This window comes from Gemmatimonas sp., assembly GCF_041689975.1.
GTDB lineage: Bacteria > Gemmatimonadota > Gemmatimonadetes > Gemmatimonadales > Gemmatimonadaceae > Gemmatimonas.
Map to the genome: position 1 here is coordinate 1 of NZ_JBDNFF010000040.1, position 21030 is coordinate 21030.

A 21030-nucleotide genomic window follows, 5' to 3' on the forward strand; every position below is an offset into this window, starting at 1 on the left:
GCTCGGATTGCCGGGTACGAAGTTCGGCTGCGGTATTGCCGCGTGCGGCGTATGCACGGTGCATCTCGACGGCGTGCCGGTGCGCTCGTGTGTGACGCCAGTGTCGGCCACGACCGGCAAGGCGATCACCACGATCGAGGGTATCAGCGGACCGGTGGCCGAAGCGGTGCAAAGCAGTTGGTCCACGCTCGACGTGCCGCAGTGCGGGTACTGTCAGTCGGGACAGGTGATGTCGGCGGTAGCGCTGCTACAGGCGAACGCAGCTCCGTCGGACGCCGATATCGATCGCGCGATGAAGGGCAATCTCTGTCGGTGCGGCACCTATCCACGCATTCGTGCGGCGATTCATCGCGCCGCCGACACGCTGCCTTCGCTGCGTCAAGTCGAGCCGTAACCCTCGTGTCACCGACGGTACTCTCCTCGCTCAAGGCGCTGCACGTATTGGCGGCGATCCTCTTCGTAGGTAACGTGATCGTGACCGGCATCTGGACGGCCATCTTCTTTCGCGCGCGACGCACCCACGATTTCCGGCTCGCGGCGCGCGCGATGGTCGTCACGGATTGGATCTTCACGGTAGGCGGCGGCGCGATCCTCACGACCACCGGCGTCTCGCTCGCCATCGGCCGCGGGTACCCGGTGTGGGGTACGCCATGGATCCGTCAGGCAATTATTGCGCTGGTGATCTCGACGATCATGTGGCTGGTGCTGCTGGTGCCAGCGCAACGCATCATGCTGCGCACCGTTTCCAGCGACGCCGATGACGCACGACTGGTACGCGCCTACTCGCGATGGAACCTGGCCGGGTGGAGCGCCACGGCGCCGCTGCTGTACGCCGTGTGGTGCATGGTAGTCAAGCCGGCGTGACGTTCAGCTGTGCGTGAGAGACTTCGTGTTCTTGTAGCTGAGCTTCACCGGCGAGTGTTCCCTCGCCGTATCGCGGGGACAGCATCTTCCCATCCTTCGCGGTGGCCACCATCGTTTGCGGGTGCATTGTATTCTCCATATCCCAGCTTTCGTGGTATCCCTTGTCGAACGACGAGAAGTCGACGAAGCCAGCATCCGGAGTGGACTGGGCTATGCGCGCCGGCTCGTTCCCGACCAGATCGAACATGCGACGATCTTGTTGTGGCGAGAAGTGCAGACGGGTCCACGGTGAACACCGTGACCACGTGCACCAGAACCAACGGCGCGATCGTCAGCACTGCGGAGAAGTGCCACCAGCGGGCCAGCGCCGCGTTGTGCTTCCCCTGTATGGAATGGTCTTTCCGAACATACAGATAGAAGCGCGCCATCTCGATCGCATCGCGCCAGGCATTCACTCGTGGCACGATGGTGCGCCACCGTCCATGACGGAACAGATGTATGAGATACACCAGTGCGTTGGGGACCAGCAACTAGATCATCGCGAAGTGCCAGTGCCGCGCGCCACCCAACCATGCGCCCATCGTGAGCACAGAGGGGATCGGCGTACCCTCCCATGGCCACCACGCGAACGGCGCATCGCCTTTCCGCGCGAAAAATGGCGCCGCATTGATGATGCGCATTCCGGAGGCCGCCATCACGGTCAGGGCGACTGCACTGACCCAATGCGTGATACGGGCGATGGGGTGGTGGCGAGTGGAGGTGGTCATGGCCGTACGTAGACACAACGGCATTTGTTGGCTCCCGGGAACTCTCTGCGCCTCATCCCGCTATCGGCGGTCCCGACGTCGCGCGCTTCGCCCAGTCACTCACGCGCAACGAAAGTGCGGCGGATGATCTCGTACAGGAGACCTTCCTGCCCGCGTATCGCGGTTGCGCGTCGTTTCAGCAGGGGTCAGATGCGCATCGGTGGCTGTTCAGCATCTGTCATCACGCCTTCCTCCTCCTTCAGGAGTGCGATCAACGCATGGTGCTCTCCAACGATAGCGGTGACGCTGAGCGCTGGGCGCGGTGATGGGCCATGTGGCCGCACGGCGCTCAGGGCTCGATGCCTACGTGTGCAGCATCGACGTGGGTCCGGCCATTCGCGATGCGATCGGCCAACTCGCCGCGCCGTGTCGTGTGGCCGTGATGTTGGTGGATGTGGAAGGGACGACGTACGGCGAAGCGGCACAGGTGGCGAAGGTTCCCATGGGCAGAATTCGGTCGCGGCTCTTTCGTGCCTGGCGCTTCCGGCAGGGGCAGCCATTCGCGTATGCTCGCGGTCTCGGATTCACGAGTGCAGCAGACCCGAAGAGTACAAGGCGCGAATCAGCGTCCATCACGCCAATCCGGCCCGAGCCATGAGCACCATCGCGATAGCCGAAGTGGCGCCGATTGATTGCCGCACCGCAATGCGGCGGTTGTGGGACCAACTCGATCAAGAACGCGACGGCGCTATCGGCCGCCACGGGGAATGCGCGGTGGTCCCGAACCCGGTGGAAGGCTCGGCGGGGCGATCACACGAGCCGCACGGCGGCCGAACGCCAAGCGTCCCACCTTTCGCGTCACCAGCACCAGCATGAGCACCACGGCCAGCAGCGCGACCAGCGGCAGGAAGATCGCGAGCACGCTCGTCATCACGGCGCCGATCAGTTCCATGGTGGACACCATCGGATTGCCCACGCCACCGGTGAGTGTCGTCGACTTGAAGCGCGTGAGGACCGAAGCGCCCTGCGTGATGCCCGCCGCGCCGCCGGCGATCAGGACCACTGTCCACTTCACCAGTGGCGGCAAATCCACCACTACCGACGCCGCCGCGATCATGCCGGCGAGCAGCGCCGTGGGTGTCGCGATCACGTCGAGCAGCTGGTCGATCCACGGCACGGCATACGCACCAATCTCCAGCAGCGTGGCGATGGCGAGGGCCGCGAGAGCCGGTGTGGTGGCCAGCCAGGCGAAGCCGGGAGAGAGCTCCAACACGCCGGCCTTGGCGGCGATCGCCGCCGCCAGCAACGGGACAAACACCCGGAAACCCGCGGCGGCGGCGAGCCCAAGTCCGATCGCCACACCCAGCAGGGCGTCACTCGTGAGGAACGCATCCGGTCGCATAAAGGAGAGATACCACCACGCCGTTCCGCCCGCGACGTCCGCCGACTACACTGGTGCGATGCGGTTACTTGGCTGGCTCTTCCTGGCGACGCTGTCACTGGTGCTCATGGTGCAGCTGCGATTGGCCGACGGCGCACTCACATCGCCCGAAACCCCGTGGGGGATCGTCGGCTTCGAGCTGGCGTTCACGCAGGTTCGCGCCGCCGAAATCATGCGCGTGTGGCGCAGCATGGGCGTCACCGAAGGCGCGCTCGTCAGTCTTGGCGTGGACGTCGCGTTCCTGCTGGTCTATCCATTCATGTTCCGCAGCCTCGTGCAGCTGCTGCGACGCGACGACGGGTCGACCTTGCAAAGCGTCGGTGCACGGCTGGCTTCCGCGGTGCTGGTGTGCATTCCGCTGGATGCGCTCGAGAATGCGCTGCTCTGGCGCATGCTGGTGGCGGGCGCGTCGACCCCGCTGGCGCTGGTCGCCGGGGTGGCGGCCACGATCAAGTTTCTGCTGGTCCTCATCACCGCCGCCTGGTGCGCCGGTGCTCTTTTCAGGCGACTCTTTCCCCGTCCCGCGCATGGCTAACGGACCCGGTCCCGCCGGCATCGCCGCACGTTTGCTCGCCGCGCTCGTGCTGGTGTTCGCCACCTACAACGCCGAAGGATACTCGTTCTATCACTGGTCTATAGCGCCATTACTAGAACATACTACCAGCACTGGACCGTCATCAGTCAAGTTCTTGGTAGGGATCCTGCTGCTGGGCGGATGGGGAGTGTTCCTCAACGCCACTCGCCGCTCGATCGGGATCGGAGGCGCCGCCCTCGTCATCGCGCTCTCAGGAGCCTTGGTGTGGATTCTGCTCGACTTCGGCATCGTGAGCGCGGGATCGGCCCGAGGCATTTCCTACGTCGTGCTTTTCTGTCTGTCGGTGTTGTTGGCGGTGGGGATGAGCTGGTCGCATGTCTCGAAGGCGATGAGTGGACAGGTCGATATGGATCAAACGGATTGAACGCTGGGCTCTGGCTGTGGGCTGTTAGCTTGAGGCCGTGAGTTTTGGGTCATGGGCTGTGGGTCACGATCGGACGTGAACCCATTACCCATTACCCATTACCTCGAACTTCAAGCCGAGAGCCCACGGCCTTTTGCGGTTGCGCCGTTGACGAGGGAACCTCCCCCCTCCCCACCCCTGTTTTATCCGGGTGTCCACCACCCTCGCCTTTGTCGCCCCTTGGGAATGTTCGCGCGCTGTCGCCAACCTCCCTCGCGCCCCGCGCGACGACGTCGTCGTACTGCTGCTTGAATCGGTCGCCAAAGGCTCTGCTCTCCCCTGGCATCGCCAGAAGCTGGTTCTGCTGCTCTCCTCCATGCAGCACTTCGCCGCGTCGCTCGAGGCCGCAGGGTACCGGGTGGCCTACCGCAAGGCGCCCAGCTACGCCGACGGGATCGCGGCCGCGGCCGCCGAGTTCCAGGCCGCGAAGGTAGTAGCTACCGAGGGCCGCGAGCAGGATATGGTCGACGAGCTCGATCGCGCCCGCACTCTGCTCGAAGCCGATCGCCGTTCGCTGACCCTGCGCGAGGACCGTGGCTTTCTGGCCACCCGCGAGGAGTTCGCTACCTGGGCTCACGGGCGCAAAGAGCACCGGATGGAGTTCTTTTACCGGGAGATGCGCCGTAAACACGGTGTGCTCATGGAAGCCGACGGCACGCCATCGGGCGGCCAATGGAACTTCGATGCCGACAATCGGAAGCCCTGGCCCAAAGGCCGCCCTGCACCCGCCGTGTGGCGGGTGGAGCCCGACGACATCACGCGCACCCAGATGGAGCGCGTACGCACCTGGCGGAATCGCTGGGGCAGCGTGGACCGCTTCGCCCTACCCGTGACCCGCGCCGACGCCAAAGTCTGGCTTGATCGGTTCGTTGCCGAACGACTCCCTGAGTTCGGCCCCTATGAAGACGCATTGGTGCACGGCGCCCCCGACCTGCTGCACTCCACGCTCTCGTCGATTCTCAACGTCGGGCTGTTGCACCCGCTGGAATGCGTGCGCAAAGCCGAAACGGCGTGGCGTGACGGACTCGTTCCCATCGCGTCGGCCGAAGGCTTTATCCGGCAGATCCTCGGCTGGCGCGAGTACATCCGCGGCATGTACTGGCACCTCATGCCCGGACTCCGAACCGCCAACGCGCTCAACGCAACCCGCGAGTTGCCACGTTGGTTCTGGGCCCCCGACGGCGAAGCCTACGACGACTCGCAGCGCACCGCCGCGTCCTGCGAGATGCGGTGTCTCGCCGACACCATCCGCCAGGTGCGCGATCACGGACGCGTGAATCACATCGCCCGACTCATGGTGCAGTGCAACATTGCGACACTGCTCGGCGTCGAACCAGCCTCGCTCTCGCGATGGTACTGGAGCGCCTTCACCGACGCCTACGAGTGGGTCGAACTTCCCAACGTGGTCGGTATGGGCACGTGGGGTGATGGCGGCGTGCTCGCCTCCAAGCCGTACGTGGCGTCGGGCGCGTACATCAACCGCATGAGCAACTACTGCGGTAGCTGCCGATACGACGTGAAGCAGCGTACCGGTCCCGATGCCTGTCCTGTGAATGTGCTGTACTGGGACTTTCTGGCGTCGCATCAGGCGCGCTTCGGCAAACATCCGCGCATGCGCATGATGTTCGTGCACGTGAAGAACATCGACGAGCCGGAGCTGGTGCAGATCCGCGCCCAGGCGGCTGCGTTCCGCGAGTCGCTGGACTACGACAGCACGTTCGCGCCGCCCGCCTCGGGGTCGTAGTACCGATGGCGCGTTGCTGAACGGGCCTCGCGCGCTCTAGTTTGCATGGGTGGACACGCCCGCCCCGCAGCGCACCCGCCTGCACGCTCGACCGCCGCAGTCACCGCCAACGCATCGCAAGCAACTGCGCACGCTGGTGCGTGAAGGATGCGAGAACCGGCCCGGCGTGTATCGCATGCTCGGGCCCACTGGTGCGGTGATCTACGTGGGCCAGTCTCGCGTGTTGCGCACACGACTGCTGTCGTACTTCCGCGCCAAGGGACGCGACAAGGGTGCGCGCATTCTGCGTCACGCCTTCCAGATCGAGTGGGAGTACACCAACACCGAGTTCGGCGCCCTGCTACGCGAGCTGCGGCTCATCAAGCAACATCGCCCGCACTTCAACTCGATGATGGTGCAGGATGAATGGCCGCGCGCCTACGTGGCGCTCACCGGCGGCAGTGTACCCGGTCTGCGCGTGGTGGCGCGCTCCGACGATCCGGGCGCCATTGCGCTGTTCGGGCCGTTCCGTCGTGTGGCCCAGCTCCGCAACGCGGTGCGGGCACTCGCCGAAGGCACGGGCCTGCGCGACTGCGTGCATGATGACGTCGTGCGCATCACCGGTAGTGCGGCCAGTCGCGGGAGCACGCTCTGGTTCGACGACGATCCCGCGTCACAGCCGCGTCGTGGCGCGAGCCGCACCCGCGCCCCCGGCTGCCTGCGTCACGACATCGGGACCTGCGCCGGTCCATGCATCGGGGCCGGCATGGCGCAGCCGTATCGGGACGCCGCGGTGGTGGTGCGGGCCTTTCTCGACGGCCGCAGCGACGCGCCGGTGCGCACGCTGCAGATGGCCATGCACCAGGCGGCCGAACAGCTCGCTTTCGAGCACGCGGCGGTGATCCGCGATCGCTTGGCATTGGTGAGCTGGCTGCACGAGCGGGTGCAGAACTTCCACGCCAACGTGGATCGTCTCACCTTTCGCTATCATGCGGTGGGACCCGGCGAGCAGGAGTGGGTCTATCTGGTACGACGCGGCACCGTGCGCGCCGAAGTGCCCGCGCCGAAAACACCCGAGGAGCGCGCGGCCTTACGTGAGCTCGCCGCCAAGGTGTTCACCGGAGCCGATCCATCGGGCGCCGATATTCCCACGCACGATCTCGACGAGTTTTACCTCGTGGCCAGCTGGTTCCGGCGCCGGCCAAAGGAGAAAGCCCGTACCAAAGTGGCCGTCCGAGGGACGAAGAAATCCCCGACCTGACTACCGGCCAGACTCAGCGAGCAACGCCGACGCCCTTTCCGTCCCATTCCTTTCGGTTCTCATGCGCCTCCTGGTCGTTGAAGATGATCCTCGCCTCGCCCGGCTGATCGCTCGCGGTCTCCGTGAGGAGGCCTACGCCGTAGACGTGAGCGAAAGTGGAACGGACGCCATCGTGCAGGCCGTCGTGAATACGTACGACGCGATCATCCTCGACGTCATGCTGCCCGGCATCGACGGCTTCGGCGTCGTCGCGACGCTGCGCACCCGTCACGTGCGTACGCCTGTGCTCATGCTCACGTCACGCGACGCCGTAGCTGATCGCATCGCCGGCCTCGATCATGGGGCCGACGACTATCTCACGAAACCGTTCGATTTCGGCGAATTGCTCGCGCGATTGCGCGCGCTGCTGCGGAGACCGGAAGCCTTGCAAGCCACGCAGGTGCACGTCGGCGATTGCGAGATCGATCTGCAGTCGCACGCCGTGACGCGCGCCGGTGTCCCGATCGCGCTCACCGCCAAGGAGTACGCGCTGCTCGAACTGCTCGCGCGTCGCGTCGGCACCGTCGTGTCGCGAGCCGACATCGTGGCGCACGTCTGGGATGACAATCATGATTCATTCACGAACGCCGTCGAAGTGTACGTGAACCGTCTACGCGGAAAGATCGATCGTGCGCCGTGGCCGCCGCTCATTCACACCCGTCGCGGTGCCGGCTATATGCTCTCCGAGGTCGCCCCCACGTGATCAACAGCGTGACCGATGGCCTGACCAACGGCGTGATGCGTCTCACCATTCGGATGCGCCTCACGCTCTGGAACGCCACTGTGCTCGCTTTCGTACTCGGCGCGTTCGCCTTGGCCGGTTGGGTCACGCTCACGACCACACTACGACAGCGTACCGACGCCGCGGTGCGCGAGTCGGCGCGCGTGGTTGCCGGTGCCATTCGCGTCGAGCGCGCGGCCGCGCAAGCCCGCGGCGATGTCGAAGAAGTGCGTGGCGAAACCGAGCAGGCGGTCCTGCGCGAACTGCGCATAGGCGATCTCGAAGTGTTCATCGCCGACGAAGGCGCGCAGCTGATGGCGGCCAGTCAGCCCGGACCGTCACGCACCTCGATCAACACGGTTGACGAGACGGTACTCCTGCCCGACGAAGTGCGAACGCTGTTGCGCGGCATCGTGCAGACACGCGCGGCCGAAATTGCCGATGAGCGCGAAGTCGCCCTCGGCACGATTCGCCTGCACGGCACGGACTGGCGCGCCGGTGTCACGCGGCTGGCGCCGATGGCACAGGATCCCGGCGAACCGCCGCTGCTGGTGACGATACTGCACACGCTTGAAAATGACCGGTTGCTGCTGCGTGCGGTACGAAACACGCTGTTGCTCGCCATTCCCCTGGCGCTGCTCGCGTCAGTGATCACCGGCTACGCGCTGGCGCGCCGAAGTCTCGCGCCCCTCGATGCGATCACGACCCGCACCGCCAGCATCACGGCGGCGAATCTCGATGCGCGGTTGCGGGTCGTGAATCCGTACGACGAGCTTGGTCGGCTGGCACACATCGTGAACGGCTTGCTGGGACGCGTGGGTGATGCGTTCCGTACCCAGCGCCAGTTCGTGGCGGATGCCTCACACGAATTGCGCACGCCGCTCGCGATCATCCGCGGCGAGGCCGAGGTCACCTTGCGTCGTAGCACCCGCGATGAAGCGGAGTACCGCGAGGCGTTGCAGGTGATTCAGCAGGAATCGGTGCGCCTCTCACGCGTCGTGGATGACCTGTTCCTGCTGGCGCGCGTCGATGCGGGCAGCCCGATCGGTGAACATCGCCAGGTGGCGATCGCCGAGCTGGTGGCGACGGCCGCACGTAGCGTGCGGTCGCTGGCTGAATCGCGGGGTGTGTCGCTGCAACTGAACGAAACGGCCGCGACCGACGGGCTGCGCATGCTTGGTGACAGCGTGCTGCTGCACCGCCTCGTCCTCAACCTGCTCGACAACGCGCTCAAGCATGCGCCAACATCCAGCACAGTACACGTTCGCGTAGATGCCACCGATCAGATCGTACAGATCGACGTGGAAGACGGGGGGTTCGGCGTGCCACCCGCATTGCGCGACCGGTTGTTCGAGCGCTTTGTACACGGGTCGTCGTCCCAACCCGCCCATGATGCCGGCGGCCACCGCAGCGGCGCCGGACTCGGCCTCGCGATCGCGCAGGCTATCGCGCATTCGCATGGCGGGCATATTGTTCTGGGTCCGTCGACAGATCTCGCCAGCGGCGCTTGCTTCCGCGTGTCGCTACCACGATTAGCTTCCGCTTCCGGAGACTTCGCATGAGTTCCCGATTCAGCGATACCACGCGAATGACTCGCATGGCATGTTATTCCGCCATCGCTTGCGCCGCCATCGCGCCGGCGACCGCCATTGCTCAGAAGCGCGCCGTGGACACCGCCGCCGTAACCGAGTGGAACGTGCCGTGGGCCGACACTCGTCCCCGGGATCCCTCACTCGATGCACAGGGTCGCGTGTGGTTCGTGGGCCAGCAGGGCAACTACGTGGCGCGCCTCGATCCGAAGAGCGGCGCGTTCACGAAGCTCGAGATCGATGCGGGCACGTTTCCGCACACGGTGTCGGTCGACAAGGACGGCGATGCGTGGTACACCGGCAATCGCAACGGTATGATCGGCATGATCGACGGCAAAACGGGCGCGATCACGCGTTACCCAATGCCCGATCCTGAGGCCAAGGATCCGCACACCATCGCCTTCGACAAGCAGGGCAACCTCTGGTTCACGTTGCAGAACAGCAACATGGTCGGTCACCTCGTGAAGAAGACGGGCACGGTGACGATCATGAGGATGACCACGCCTCGCTCACGCCCTTACGGCATCGTGATCGACGCGAGGGGCCGTCCGTGGTTCAACCTGTTCGGCGTGAACAAGATCGGCACGATCGATCCGACCAGTATGCGCGTGCGTGAGTACCTGTTGCCCGACGAGCGCGCCCGTGGCCGTCGCATCGCCCTCACCACCGACGGCGCGGTCTGGTATGTGGACTATTCGCGCGGCTACCTAGGCCGCCTCGATCCGGTCAGCGGCGCGGTGAAAGACTGGCCGATGCCCGGCGGTACCATCTCCCTCCCCTACGCCATGACGGTCGACGACCATGATCGCTTGTGGTTCGTGGAAACGGGCAAGCAGCCGAACCGCCTCGTGGGCTTTGACCCCCGCACCAACACATTCACCACGCCCACCGACATCGGCAAAGCCGCTCCGAATACGGTACGACACATGGTATTCGACAAGAACACCCGCACCATCTGGTTCGGCAGCGACCAAGGCACGATCGGCCGCGCCGTCCTTCCGCCGTCGGATCGTAAGCCGATCGGTTGAGATCGCAGCAACAGCAAAAGCAAACACAACAACAAAAGCATTCACGCGAAGCTCGCGAAGCTCGCGGAGAACGCGAAGAGACGCGAAGAGACGCGAAGGAACTCGAGCATACCTCGAGTCCTTCGCGCTTTTTCATTCTAGGCTTTTCTTGTTGCTGTTCTTCGCGTGCCTTCGCGTTCTTCGCGAGCTTCGCGCGAACGCTGTTGCCGTTGCCGTTCGACCTCACACCACAGCCAGCTCAACCTCCCAGCTCGGCTCACGGCCCACTGCCAGTGCCACCGCGCGCACCTGCTGCATCATGGCCGCAAAGGCGCTCGGCTCCAGCGACTGCTCGCCGTCCGACTTGGCCGTTGCCGGATGCGGATGTACCTCCACGATCAAACCGTAGGCGCCGACCGCGACCGCTGCCATCGCGAGCGGCGCCACCAAATGCGCATGGCCGCCGGCATGACTCGGGTCTACCATCACCGGCAAGTGCGTCTTGCGCTTGAGCACCGGGATGGCCGCTACGTCGAGCGTATTTCGCGTGGCCGTTTCGAAGGTACGAATGCCGCGCTCGCACAGTATCAGGTCCTCATTGCCATGCGCCATGATGTACGCTGCCGCCATCAGGAGCTCGGTGATGGTGGCAGATAAGCCGCGCTTCAGCAGTACCGGGCGCTGGTGCGACCTACTTCGGTGAGCAGGGGGAAGTTCTGCATGTTGCGTGCACCGATTTGCAGGACGTCGGCGTAGCTCGCTACCAGCTCCACCTGGCGCGTGTCCATCACTTCCGTCACAATCGGCATACCTGTTTCCGCGCGCACCTCGGCCAGGATCTCGAGCCCCTCCTCGGCCATTCCCTGAAATGGCATAGGGCGACGAGCGCGGCTTGAAGGCGCCGGCGCGTAGCATCCGTGCACCCGCGCGTTAGACGGCGTACGCCGTCGCGTGCATCCTGTCGCGGCCTTCCACCGAGCAAGGGCCGGCGATTACCACCACATCACGTCCACCGATCACGGTATCGGCTGCGTCGCCCAGGCGGATGGCCGTGGACTGCACTGAGAACTCACGCGAGGCCAGCTTGTACGGCTTGAGCACGGGCAACACGCGCTCGACGCCCTCGAGTTGCGTAAGACCGTGCTCGCTCAGCAAGCCTTCATCGCCGATACAGCTCACGATCGTGCGGTGTTCGCCGCGTGAAACGTGCGTGCGCAGCCCGGCGGCCTCAACGTGTTCGATGAGACGAGACAGCGCGTCAGCAGAAATTCCAGAAATGGTAACGATGATCATCGGAGTCTTCTCGTGAGGGGGTGCCGTGGAACATCACGAGGCGCCGAGCGTCGCCGGGCCCCGAAACAACCGAGGCCCGTGCGATTGCACGAGCCTCACAGTGTCGGAGCGTCAGCGACTCATTCGCGCGCGCCAGATACACCAGAGCCCATGCGGGTCGGCGTATCATACCAGTAGCGGACGGAGCGGTGACGCGTCATACCATGGTGGCTACGGTGGGTGCCGATCCAAGTCAATATGTTGATCCCATGATTCCACGTATCGCCTTTCAGGGTGAGTTGGGTGCTTTCAGTGAACTCGCGATCCGCCAGCAGTGGCCGAACGGAGCGACCCCTGTGCCCTGCCCCACCTTCCCCGATGCGATCGCCAGCGTGCGCGGCGGCGCCGCCGACTACGGCGTGATTCCGGTGGAGAACGCTATCGTCGGCACGGTAGATGTCGCACTCCACGCGTTGCGCGGTGCGGGCATCGAGGTGGTGCAGCGCAGTGAATTGCGCGTGCCGATTCACCTCTGCCTGCTCGCACCGCACGGCGCGTCCTTGGCGGAACTGCGCAATGTGCACAGTCATGCCATGGCGCTCGCGCAGTGCCGCATCTTCTTTGCGCGACACGGGTGGCTCATTCCGGCGCCGCACGACGATACGGCGGGCGCGGCGCGCATGGTGGCTGAACTGGGCGATCGAACGGTTGGTGCAATCGCCAGCGAAATGGCCGCCGAACGCTACAATCTCGAGATCATTGCCCGACACGTCGAAGACGTGCCCGCCAATTGGACCCGCTTCCTGGTGATCAGTAAGGCCACGTAGCACTCGACAGGGCGTGGGTTTTCACCGAACATGCGTGCATGAGCCCTTCGCGCCGCCTTTTGTGGCCCGCTTTCGCGGGCGCCCTGCTTGTCCTTTCGCTACCCGCGATATCGCTGTCCGCCGCCGTCGCCACGGCCCAGTCGAAGCCAGCAGCGAAGCCCGCCACGCCATCGCCCGCCATGGCGCCAATCACCCGAGCGGTGTCCGGCGCCATCAGCGGCGACCGGGCCTACCGGACCGTGGACTACGTGCAGCGCTACTTCCGGCTGCCGGGCAATCGGGGGTTCGATCTGGCCATCGACACCGTCGCCTCACTGCTGCGAGTGGCCGGCTACGTCGAAGAAACGAGCGCGCCCGTAACGGCCCGTTTCGTGTACCGCATCGAGTCGCGTCCCATGCGCGATGTGGCCTGGACGCCCGAAGGCGCGTCGATCACGATCGTTGGTCAGTCTACCGCGCTGCAGTCGTGGCCGGCCAACCTGAACATGATCGCCATCAACTCCACCTCCACCGCGCCCGAGGGTGTCACGGCTGCCGTGGTCGACGTGGGCGCCGGTGCCGACGCGGATTTTGCCGCGGCCGACGTGAAAGGGAAGATCGTGTTGGCCGAGGGGAATGCGCGGTCGATTTTCCTGAAGGCCATGCAGCAAGGCGCGGCCGGTGTACTGGCCGCGCAGAAGCTCCCCGAGTACAACCAGCAGTCGAAGAACGTCACTTCGATCCAGTTCTCCGGCATCGCGCGCGACACACTGATGCCGGGATGGCTGCTGTTCGTGTCGAGGTCGTCACGCGATGCGCTCAAGTCGGCGCTCGCGCGCGGGCCGGTGAAGGTGCAGGTCACGGTGCGCACCCTCTTCGAGCGTCGGCCCGAGCGCACGTTGGTGGCCGAGATCCGCGGCGCGTCGAAGCCCACGGAACGCTTCGTGTATTCGGCCCATGTGCAGGAACCCGGCGCCAACGACAATGCCACCGGCGTCGGTACGCTGGCCGAGATGGCACGCGTGGCCGCGCTCATGGTGAAAGCCGGCACCGCGAATCCTCAGCGTACGGTCACCTTCCTGTGGGGCGATGAGATCCGCTCCACCGATCGGTTCATCAAGGAAGACAGCACGCGCCGAGCCGGTGTGAAATGGGGCATGTCACTCGACATGGTCGGTGAGAACACCACGAAAACCGGCGGTACATTCCTCATCGAGAAGATGCCGGATCCGAGTGCCGTCTGGGTGCGCGGTGAAGACAAGCACAGTGAGTGGGGCGGACGCGCGCTGGCGGAGAAGGACATTCGTCCGCATTGGTTCAATGATTTCGTGCGACAACGTTGCCTCGATCGCGCCGCGCAAACCGGGTGGGTGGTCAAGGCGAACCCGTTCGAAGGCGGCAGCGATCACACACCATTCTTGAACGCGCAGATCCCCGCCGTGCTGCTCTGGCACTTCACCGATCAGCACTATCATACCGACCTCGATCGCATCGACATGGTGAGCGCCACGTCACTCGGCAACGTGGGCTCGTGCGCGCTTACCACGGGCCTGTTGCTGGCCGACGGCTCGCGCGCCGTGGTGCTGGCCGCACTCGAAGAGCTCACACGCGCCGCCGAGAAAGAGCTCGCGACGCAGAAGGTGCTTGGCCGCGATACGTTGTCACGAGGCGGCAACGCAGAGACCGAGCGTCACATCATCGACGTGTGGCGTGATTACTACCTCGGCGCGATCGACCGCATTCCAGAGATTGCGGTGGGTCCGATGGATCTTGGCGCGGCGATGAACGCGGCGAAGGAACGCGTGCGCAAGTCGGCAGTGTACGGGTTCTGACCTGAAGTGCGCAACGGCTCACGGCATGCTATTCTGTGTGCTGATATGCGACTTCTACGCAGAAACGAGGCTTCGTGAACGGGACCAGCTACCTCTCCATCAAGGCGTTACACGTCATCGCGGTCATCGCGTGGTACGCCGGGCTGTTTTACATCTTCCGCCTGTACGTGTACCACGTGCAGAAGCGCAGCGAGCCGACCGTGACGGCCACCCTGGAAGTCATGGAGCGGAGGCTGATGCGCGCTATCATGACGCCGGCCATGGTCGTGTCTCTCGGCGCCGGTGTGGCGATGCTGGTGATGAATCCAGCGCTGCTGAAAATGCCGTGGATGCACGCCAAGCTCGGCGCCGTCCTCTTCCTGCTCGGCTATCATGGCCTTGCGTCGTGGACGCGCAAGAAGTTTCTGAAGGGCGAGTATGTGCTCAGCGAAACCGCGTGTCGTTGGATCAACGAAGTCCCCACGATCCTGCTGCTCATCATCGTGATCGCGGTGATCGTACGGCCGGGCACGTAATGTGAGTATCACGTGAGTCAAAGCGGGCAGCACCTTACCATCAATGGTATTCGACTCTGGGTCGAGGATACCGGTGGGAGCGGACCGCCCGTGTTGTTCTCGCACGGGCTGCTCTGGAGTACGCGCATGTTCGACGCGCAGGTGGCGACGCTGCGCTCACGGTACCGTTGTATCGCCTGGGATCATCGCGGTCAGGGCCGAAGCGACGTGCCGAATGTTCACGCCATCAGCATCGAAGACTGTTACGCCGACGCCGTCGCGCTCATCGAGCAGCTTGGCGTTGGACCGGTGCACATCGTCGGCCTCTCCATGGGTGGATTCGTCGCCATGCGGCTCGCGGCGCGTCGTCCGGGTCTTGTCCGGTCGTGTGTGCTTCTGGAGACGAGTGCCGAGACCGAGCCCGCAGAGAATGTCCCCCGGTACCGCACCCTCAATCGAGTGACGAGATGGTTCGGATTGCGTCTCGTGGCGAACAAGGTCATGCCGATCATGTTTGGGGAAACGTTTCTCAACGATCCGGCCCGTGCCGTCGAGCGCGCCGTCTGGCGTGAGCGATTGTCGGAAAACCGCCGCGATATCTGGCGTGCCGTGAATGGGGTGATCGAGCGCGCGCCGATCATGCCGGAGCTCTCACACATCACGGCACCCACGTTGATCATGGTCGGCGACGAAGACGTGGCGACCGTGCCCCTCAAAGCGGAACGCATCCACGCCGCGGTGCGCGGATCGAAGCTGGTGCGCATTCCGCATGCGGGACATACGAGCAGCGTAGAGCAGCCCGGGCACGTCACGGCGGCGATCGAAGCGTGGGTGGGGCGGGTGGAGGCAGGCGAGCACGGCTGACCGTCGTTCTCCTTCCCCTGTGCCTCTGCGTTCTCTGCACCTCAGCGTGATCAGTTCGACGGATTTCGTAACACCGGAGGTCATCGATGTACGAAGCAAAGACGAAATCTGCTACTGGCAGTGTCGACAGCTACCTCGCTACGATCCGCGATGAGACTCGACGCGACGATTGTCGCGTGCTCACCGACATGATGCAGCGACTGAGCGGTCACACGCCCACGATGTGGGGCAGCAGCATCGTCGGCTTGGGACAGTATCACTACGCCTACGCCAGCGGACACGAGGGCGACTCGTGCCTCGTGGGATATTCGTCACGCAAAGGTGATATCAGCGTGTATCTGCTCACCGGGTACGAAACGGACGAGACCCGCGCACTGCTGGCGCATCTTGGACGACACAAGATCGGCAAAGCCTGTCTCTACCTCCGACGGCTTTCTGATGTACAGTTGTCGATACTCGAGCAATTGATTGCGCGCTCGATCGCCGCCACCAAGGCTCGGTATCCCGCGTAGCCTCTCGCACCACGGTCGGACTTGACGCGAGTATTTCCCTATTCTCGACCGGGGCTGACCGGCCGCTGGCCGACGGTGGCGGCTAGCGCAGCATCTAGCGCAGCATCTAGCGCAGCATCTAGCGCAGCATCTAGCGCAGCATCTAGCGCAGCAGCTGGCGCAGCACGTCGTCGTCCAGCCGGTGCCCACCACCGAACGTAAACTCGTCGACGAGGATCCCCATCGCGTCGATGCGTTTTCGCAGGCTCCGTCGGAATGAGTCGGTGGCGAACTTGTCCTTGTCACCCACGACCACCTGCACGGCGGTTCCGGTCCACGCTGCCCGCATGGCGTCGTCCGAGACGTCGTGAGCGAGACCACCCGCCCACAGCACGTGAGTCGCCACATCGGCGCCTTCTTCCGGCACACCACGGTCGGCCACATCCGCCACCCAGCGCATGCTCATGGCAACCCCCTGCGAGAAGCCGAACACCTTAATGGCCGGCACGTCGCCGCGGGCCTCGAGGATCGCGTCGACTTCCTGCCCCACCACGGCGTGCAGCATACCGAGCGCGTCGCGCAGGTCGTCCTCACGATCATCACGCGTAAGCCACGTGGCCCCGGTGCGCGCGAGATGCTTGCCATCAGCCCTGGGCAGCTCCAGATAGAAGCGCGAGAGCCCCTCCGGGGCGAGCACGCGCGTCGTGCTGGGTGCCAAACGGGCGAACGTGGTCATGAACTCGCTGGCCAGCTGTCCATAGCCATGGAAGATCACCCACAGCGTCGTCGCGTCGGCCACATCGGCGCCGGCGGTGGCGTACCGGGCCGTGCGTTCCACGGCGAGCTTGTGCATGGTGATCGCCGCGGCGGCGTCACGGGCGGCGTCTTGAAATTCAGTCATCACATTGAATGTAGTCGTGCGAGTGTTCGACAAGTAACAAGGCACTCGGACCAACGGTCCGAACTGTTTTTTTAACAGATGAACACGCTTAAATCGCTTGACACCGCCTTGGCCCAGTTCGAATACTTCCCGGTCCGAAGTGCCGTCGCGATTGCCTCTGAGCGTGCCCCCCTCCCGCACGCTCTCGACTGCCCTATTGGACATGACTAGCGGCAACGGAGTAGCGGTATGGCTGTGAATCAGATGACGGCGCAGAACCCGGGCACTACACACGGGCGTGATCAGGCAGCAGACACGCCGTTGATGATGCTCACGTACCGCAGTCGCGCCACCTCCCCGCTCTCCGAAACACAGTTGGGCGATCTGCAGCATACTGCTGCTGCGCGAAACCGCGCCGAAGGCATCACCGGCATGATGGTCTACAACGACGACCGCATTTTTCAGTGGCTCGAAGGACCGCCGGCCAGCATTGCCCGCATCTGGTCGTCGATCAGCCGCGACCCTCGGCACGCGGACATCGAGGCGCTTTCCATGCAAACCGCCCCCAGCAGACTGTTCTCGAGGTGGAGTCTCAAGCTCACCACCGGACCGGCGGACCCGTTGATCGGCGAGATGACGGCCGCCACGATGTCGTCCACCAACGCAGCCGCCGAGCGATTGGCCGCCCTCGCGATTGCCGCCGAACCAACTGAAGCGCGTCTGTTGCTGCACGCTGCGTATGCCGAGTTCCGCTCGATCGCGGCCCTCACTGAGTTGCTCATCGAACCCGCCGCGCGCGCGTTGGGCGATCTGTGGGCCGAGGACGACTGCGGCGAGTACGAAGTGACACTGGGACTGTGCCGCCTGCAGACGTTCCTTCGCGAAGTCGCTACGGACAGCATGCAACAGCAGATCGCACATCCGCTTGTCGTGCTCGTAGCGCCGTTGCCCGGCGAAATTCATATGCTCGGCGCCACGCTCGACGCGGAAGCGCTCTGGCAGGCAGGCCATGACACGCGTGTTCGCTTTCCGTCCACCGAGCGAGCGCTCGAGCGGATCGTCGCCACGAAATGGTTCGACGCGATCGATCTGTCGCTCAGCCCGGCGTTCAGCCGCGAGCATCGCATCGAGCGCATGCGTCATATCGTTGATTCCGTACGGCGCGCGTCGAAGAATCCCGCGCTCGTGGTGATTACCGGTGGACGCGCGTTCTACGACCGTACCGCGTCGAGCGACGATGTGCACGCGCATACCAGCTCGACATCCGCCGCGCACCTGCCCGCCACTGTCGCACGCGTGCTCAAAAAACACGCGTAGTCGTTGGAAGACTACAACGCGTGCATCAGGTCGCGCGCGCGCATTACCGCAGCATGAACAGCGCGGCGTCTGGATCCCGCGCGCCCTGCAGCGCTGCCGCGATAACCTGAGCGGCGATCATGCTGCAGGTGATGCCATTGCCGCCGAATCCGGCGACCACCCACGTGTGTCGTGTACCGGGGAGACGGTCGATCAGCGGTAAGGCCGTCGTGGACTCGCCGAACGCGCCGCCCCACGCATGGCTGACACGGAATCGCGTGTCGGGCAGCAGCGAGCGGATACCATCACGGATCCCGCGTGTTTTTACCGCAATACGATCCTCGATGGTGTACGCGCTCGGGGCATCCTCATCATGTCCGCCGGCAATCAATCGGCCGTCGGCTGTTGTGCGCAGGTACAGATACGGATCCGATGCCTCCCACACCACCGTGCGCGCGAGCCACGCCGGAAACACCGCGTTCGGCGCACTCGCCATCGCCCAGGTGGAACGGATCCGATGATCCCGCGTCGGCACGCGCCTGGGGACCTCGTAGCCGGTACAGAATACGACCTGATTGGCGAACACGCGCGGTCCGTTCGCGGTGGTGAGTTCGACGCCGTGTGTATCGCTCTCCACCCCAGTCACGTTGACGCCGGACAGAATCCGCCCGCCGCGCACCACGATGCGCCGCAGCAGTCCGGCGGTGAGTTGCGCCGGATCGGCGGTGGCCGACCCGGTACTCGCGATGGCACCGGTGCGCGCAATGCCGTAGCGCGATCGCACGGTGGACGCTGACAGAAACGCACCCGGTACGCCCGCCCGCTCCCGCGCCTCGACCTCGGCGGCCAGCGCCCGAGCGCCGTAAGCGTCTCCGGCGAGATACAGACTCTCGCGGGCACCGAAGGCGCAGCGTATCCGCTCGTGACGCACCAACGACGTCAGATCCTGCACGGCGCGTACCGATCGTTGATACGCGCGCGTGGCCGCGGGCCAGCCGATCTTGCGCGCCAGTCGGTGCAGCGGCAGATCGATCTCGAACTGCAGCAAGGCGGTGGATGCCATGGTACTGCCAGACATGGGAGGTCGTCGATCGAGCATCGTGACCGCCCGCCCCGATGCCATCAGCGCGTGCGCCACGAGGGCGCCGCTGATGCCGGTGCCGACCACCACGACATCGTCGATGACCTCTCGGACCACGTCGACATCGAGCGGCGTATGCGGCACGGTAATGCCAGCCGAGTCGGCCCACAGGGAGCGCCCACGGCGGAGCCGACGGTGCGGCGTGGCCGAGCCCGCGCTATTCACCGACAACAGAGCTCAGTACGCTGATCAACAGTGCCACGACCGCCGTGTTGAACAGCCAGGCGATTACGCCATGCATGAGCGCCGTACGACGAATACCCCGACCGCGAATCGCCACATCGGACGTTTGCGCGGTCATACCGATCACGAACGCGAAATAGGCGAAGTCGAGATAGTCGGGCAGATCATTCATACCCGGGAATTCGAGCAGTGCGTTGTGATTCGACGCCACCGGCGATGACTCGTGATACAAGTGCGCGTATCGCACGGTGAACACCGTGTGGATCAACGTCCACGCCAGCGCCACCGCGGAGAGCGACAACAGAATCGCCTGCGTTCGCGCACCGCCCACCAGATCGGCGCTGGCTTTCAACAGCAGGAATACGGCCAGCAGCGACGCACCGGCACCCATCAGCACCAGGACCAGCGAAGCCGCTCGACTCGGATCCTCGCGTTTGGCCGACTCGTGAATCTGCGCCGGCCGCAACGTGAGAATCGTGACCCACGTGGATAGCAACGCCGTGCCCGCAAAGGCATCCCAAGCGGCCACCGCGCGCAATTCCATCGCGACGCGCACCGGCAACAGGAACAGCGTGAGTACGCTGACCACCAATGCCCAAGCCAGGCGCGTGCCTGCCCGCATGTGGGCGAGGCGATCTCGCAGTCCGGTTCCACTCGTCAGCTCGTCGTGCACCTGGGCTCCTTGCTGCTACTCGGGTGTGACTACGGCCGGCGCTCCTGTCGCACCTGACGCAGCATCGTATTCGCATCGACCAGCGTCTCCACTTGCAGCAGCCGCCGTGACTCCTTGCCGATCCACACCACCGACTCGCGCTTGGGCGCAAGCGTGAAGATCACCACGTGCGCGTCTTCGCCAAGCACGGTGGCACTACCGGTGACCTCGATGCGGTACTCGCGCAGACCACTGTCGGTGTCGTACACGCGGAAGCGCGCCGCATAGCCTTTCTCGAGTGGCAACGCGCGTACCACCAGGTCCCAGTTCCCCGAGTCGAAAGGGGCGATGACCAACGTGGTATCGATGGGCAACGACGGCACATCGACCGGACCGATCGATCCCTTCACGCGCTTGCCGTTGAAGTCGAGCGAAATCAATCGCGACGACGACACATTACGATGACGACGTGGCGCCAACGTGCGCGCGTCCGTCACCGTGGAATCGATCAGTGGCGCCTGCCCGGACGACACGGTGAGCACACGATGAATCACCGGCACCTCGCCGCGCATCTCGAGTTTCACGACATCCACCGCCGTGCCCAGCATTTGTTGTTGCTCACCACGATAGGCGATCAGCGCGTACACCACGGAGTCGGCCAGAATTCGGCCGCTGCGCAACGTGGAATCGCCAGGCGCGATCAGCACAGGCTGCACTGTCGGCGCCGGGA

Annotated in this window: 24 protein-coding genes and 1 pseudogene; 17 read left to right on the forward strand and 8 right to left on the reverse strand. The window is 64.6% G+C overall.

All coding sequences use genetic code 11. From position 1 onward, the window contains the following. Both ACESNG_RS03025 and ACESNG_RS03030 read left to right on the forward strand, forming a co-directional pair. Window positions 1–394: (2Fe-2S)-binding protein (locus ACESNG_RS03025; RefSeq protein WP_373067749.1), on the forward strand; the 394-nt coding region annotated here is incomplete at its 5' end. 5 nt (window positions 395–399) lie between these two features. After that, window positions 400–864, forward strand: coding sequence for a DUF2269 family protein (locus ACESNG_RS03030; protein ID WP_373058869.1), 465 nt, complete (start codon window positions 400–402; stop codon window positions 862–864). Here the strand turns inward: ACESNG_RS03030 and ACESNG_RS03035 are convergent. Next, the gene (locus tag ACESNG_RS03035; RefSeq protein ID WP_373058871.1) at window positions 851–1111 is read right to left on the reverse strand and encodes a hypothetical protein; all 261 of its coding nucleotides are present in this window, start codon (window positions 1109–1111) and stop codon (window positions 851–853) included. The genes ACESNG_RS03030 and ACESNG_RS03035 overlap by 14 nt on opposite strands. A 283-nt stretch (window positions 1112–1394) precedes the next feature. Beyond that, the gene (locus tag ACESNG_RS03040; protein WP_373058873.1) at window positions 1395–1631 is read right to left on the reverse strand and encodes a hypothetical protein; all 237 of its coding nucleotides are present in this window, start codon (window positions 1629–1631) and stop codon (window positions 1395–1397) included. Window positions 1632–1693: 62 nt separating this feature from the next. Between ACESNG_RS03040 and ACESNG_RS03045 the strand changes: the two genes are divergently transcribed. Beyond that, window positions 1694–1936 carry an RNA polymerase sigma factor gene (locus tag ACESNG_RS03045; RefSeq protein ID WP_373058895.1) on the forward strand — a complete coding sequence of 81 codons (243 nt, stop codon included), beginning with the start codon at window positions 1694–1696 and terminating at the stop codon, window positions 1934–1936. After that, on the forward strand, window positions 1936–2268 hold the full coding sequence (locus tag ACESNG_RS03050) for a sigma factor-like helix-turn-helix DNA-binding protein (protein ID WP_373067754.1): 333 nt from the start codon (window positions 1936–1938) through the stop codon (window positions 2266–2268). The genes ACESNG_RS03045 and ACESNG_RS03050 overlap by 1 nt, the downstream gene beginning before the upstream one ends. 90 nt (window positions 2269–2358) lie before the next feature. Here the strand turns inward: ACESNG_RS03050 and ACESNG_RS03055 are convergent, their stop codons facing one another. Next, on the reverse strand, window positions 2359–3012 hold the full coding sequence (locus ACESNG_RS03055) for a DUF4126 domain-containing protein (protein WP_373058875.1): 654 nt from the start codon (window positions 3010–3012) through the stop codon (window positions 2359–2361). A gap of 58 nt (window positions 3013–3070) precedes the next feature. On the opposite strand from ACESNG_RS03055, the gene ACESNG_RS03060 reads away from it, so the two are divergent. The 7 genes from ACESNG_RS03060 to ACESNG_RS03090 all read left to right on the forward strand — a co-directional run bounded on the left by ACESNG_RS03060 (window position 3071) and on the right by ACESNG_RS03090 (window position 10410). Further along, window positions 3071–3586 carry a hypothetical protein gene (locus ACESNG_RS03060; protein WP_373058876.1) on the forward strand — a complete coding sequence of 172 codons (516 nt, stop codon included), beginning with the start codon at window positions 3071–3073 and terminating at the stop codon, window positions 3584–3586. Beyond that, window positions 3579–4010: a DUF6524 family protein gene (locus tag ACESNG_RS03065; protein ID WP_373058877.1), complete on the forward strand. Its 432-nt coding sequence runs from the start codon at window positions 3579–3581 to the stop codon at window positions 4008–4010. The genes ACESNG_RS03060 and ACESNG_RS03065 overlap by 8 nt, the downstream gene beginning before the upstream one ends. A 190-nt stretch (window positions 4011–4200) precedes the next feature. Next, a complete protein-coding gene (locus ACESNG_RS03070) occupies window positions 4201–5793 on the forward strand; it encodes a cryptochrome/photolyase family protein (RefSeq protein ID WP_373058878.1) in 1593 nt (530 codons plus the stop codon). 49 nt (window positions 5794–5842) lie between these two features. Then, entirely contained in the window at window positions 5843–7033 is a 1191-nt protein-coding gene (locus tag ACESNG_RS03075) for a GIY-YIG nuclease family protein (protein WP_373058879.1), read from the forward strand. A gap of 61 nt (window positions 7034–7094) precedes the next feature. After that, window positions 7095–7775 (forward strand): response regulator, encoded by a 681-nt coding sequence (locus ACESNG_RS03080; RefSeq protein ID WP_373058881.1) that lies wholly within the window; start codon window positions 7095–7097, stop codon window positions 7773–7775. Beyond that, window positions 7772–9355 carry an ATP-binding protein gene (locus tag ACESNG_RS03085; protein ID WP_373058883.1) on the forward strand — a complete coding sequence of 528 codons (1584 nt, stop codon included), beginning with the start codon at window positions 7772–7774 and terminating at the stop codon, window positions 9353–9355. The genes ACESNG_RS03080 and ACESNG_RS03085 overlap by 4 nt, the downstream gene beginning before the upstream one ends. Then, window positions 9352–10410: a lyase gene (locus ACESNG_RS03090; protein ID WP_373058885.1), complete on the forward strand. Its 1059-nt coding sequence runs from the start codon at window positions 9352–9354 to the stop codon at window positions 10408–10410. The genes ACESNG_RS03085 and ACESNG_RS03090 overlap by 4 nt, the downstream gene beginning before the upstream one ends. A 222-nt stretch (window positions 10411–10632) precedes the next feature. On the opposite strand, the pseudogene aroF reads toward ACESNG_RS03090, so the two are convergent. Beyond that, window positions 10633–11682 (reverse strand): annotated as a pseudogene (gene aroF, locus ACESNG_RS03095) (3-deoxy-7-phosphoheptulonate synthase). 248 nt (window positions 11683–11930) lie between these two features. Between aroF and ACESNG_RS03100 the strand changes: the two are divergent. The 5 genes from ACESNG_RS03100 (at window position 11931) to ACESNG_RS03120 (ending at window position 16169) form a co-directional block, all read left to right on the forward strand. Beyond that, window positions 11931–12488 (forward strand): prephenate dehydratase domain-containing protein, encoded by a 558-nt coding sequence (locus ACESNG_RS03100; RefSeq protein WP_373062774.1) that lies wholly within the window; start codon window positions 11931–11933, stop codon window positions 12486–12488. A gap of 38 nt (window positions 12489–12526) precedes the next feature. Continuing rightward, window positions 12527–14299, forward strand: coding sequence for a M28 family peptidase (locus ACESNG_RS03105; protein ID WP_373062776.1), 1773 nt, complete (start codon window positions 12527–12529; stop codon window positions 14297–14299). A gap of 74 nt (window positions 14300–14373) precedes the next feature. Continuing rightward, on the forward strand, window positions 14374–14814 hold the full coding sequence (hemJ, locus tag ACESNG_RS03110) for a protoporphyrinogen oxidase HemJ (protein ID WP_373062778.1): 441 nt from the start codon (window positions 14374–14376) through the stop codon (window positions 14812–14814). Between the two features lie 12 nt (window positions 14815–14826). Beyond that, window positions 14827–15657 (forward strand): alpha/beta fold hydrolase, encoded by an 831-nt coding sequence (locus ACESNG_RS03115; protein ID WP_373062780.1) that lies wholly within the window; start codon window positions 14827–14829, stop codon window positions 15655–15657. Between the two features lie 86 nt (window positions 15658–15743). Continuing rightward, window positions 15744–16169, forward strand: coding sequence for a DUF1801 domain-containing protein (locus tag ACESNG_RS03120; RefSeq protein ID WP_373067752.1), 426 nt, complete (start codon window positions 15744–15746; stop codon window positions 16167–16169). A 142-nt stretch (window positions 16170–16311) separates the two neighbouring features. Here ACESNG_RS03120 and ACESNG_RS03125 read toward each other — a convergent pair whose 3' ends face one another. After that, on the reverse strand, window positions 16312–17049 hold the full coding sequence (locus ACESNG_RS03125) for an alpha/beta hydrolase (RefSeq protein ID WP_373064679.1): 738 nt from the start codon (window positions 17047–17049) through the stop codon (window positions 16312–16314). A 228-nt stretch (window positions 17050–17277) separates the two neighbouring features. On the opposite strand from ACESNG_RS03125, the gene ACESNG_RS03130 reads away from it, so the two are divergent. Continuing rightward, window positions 17278–18345, forward strand: coding sequence for a BLUF domain-containing protein (locus ACESNG_RS03130; protein ID WP_373064681.1), 1068 nt, complete (start codon window positions 17278–17280; stop codon window positions 18343–18345). A gap of 43 nt (window positions 18346–18388) precedes the next feature. On the opposite strand, the gene ACESNG_RS03135 is transcribed toward ACESNG_RS03130, so the two are convergent. From ACESNG_RS03135 to ACESNG_RS03145, 3 genes are all read right to left on the reverse strand, one after another. Then, entirely contained in the window at window positions 18389–19630 is a 1242-nt protein-coding gene (locus ACESNG_RS03135) for an NAD(P)/FAD-dependent oxidoreductase (RefSeq protein WP_373064687.1), read from the reverse strand. Beyond that, entirely contained in the window at window positions 19623–20321 is a 699-nt protein-coding gene (locus ACESNG_RS03140) for a DUF1345 domain-containing protein (RefSeq protein ID WP_373064683.1), read from the reverse strand. Before ACESNG_RS03140 ends, ACESNG_RS03135 begins: the two co-directional genes overlap by 8 nt. 29 nt (window positions 20322–20350) lie before the next feature. Beyond that, on the reverse strand, window positions 20351–21030 hold a 680-nt coding region (locus ACESNG_RS03145), incomplete at its 5' end, for a hypothetical protein (RefSeq protein WP_373064685.1).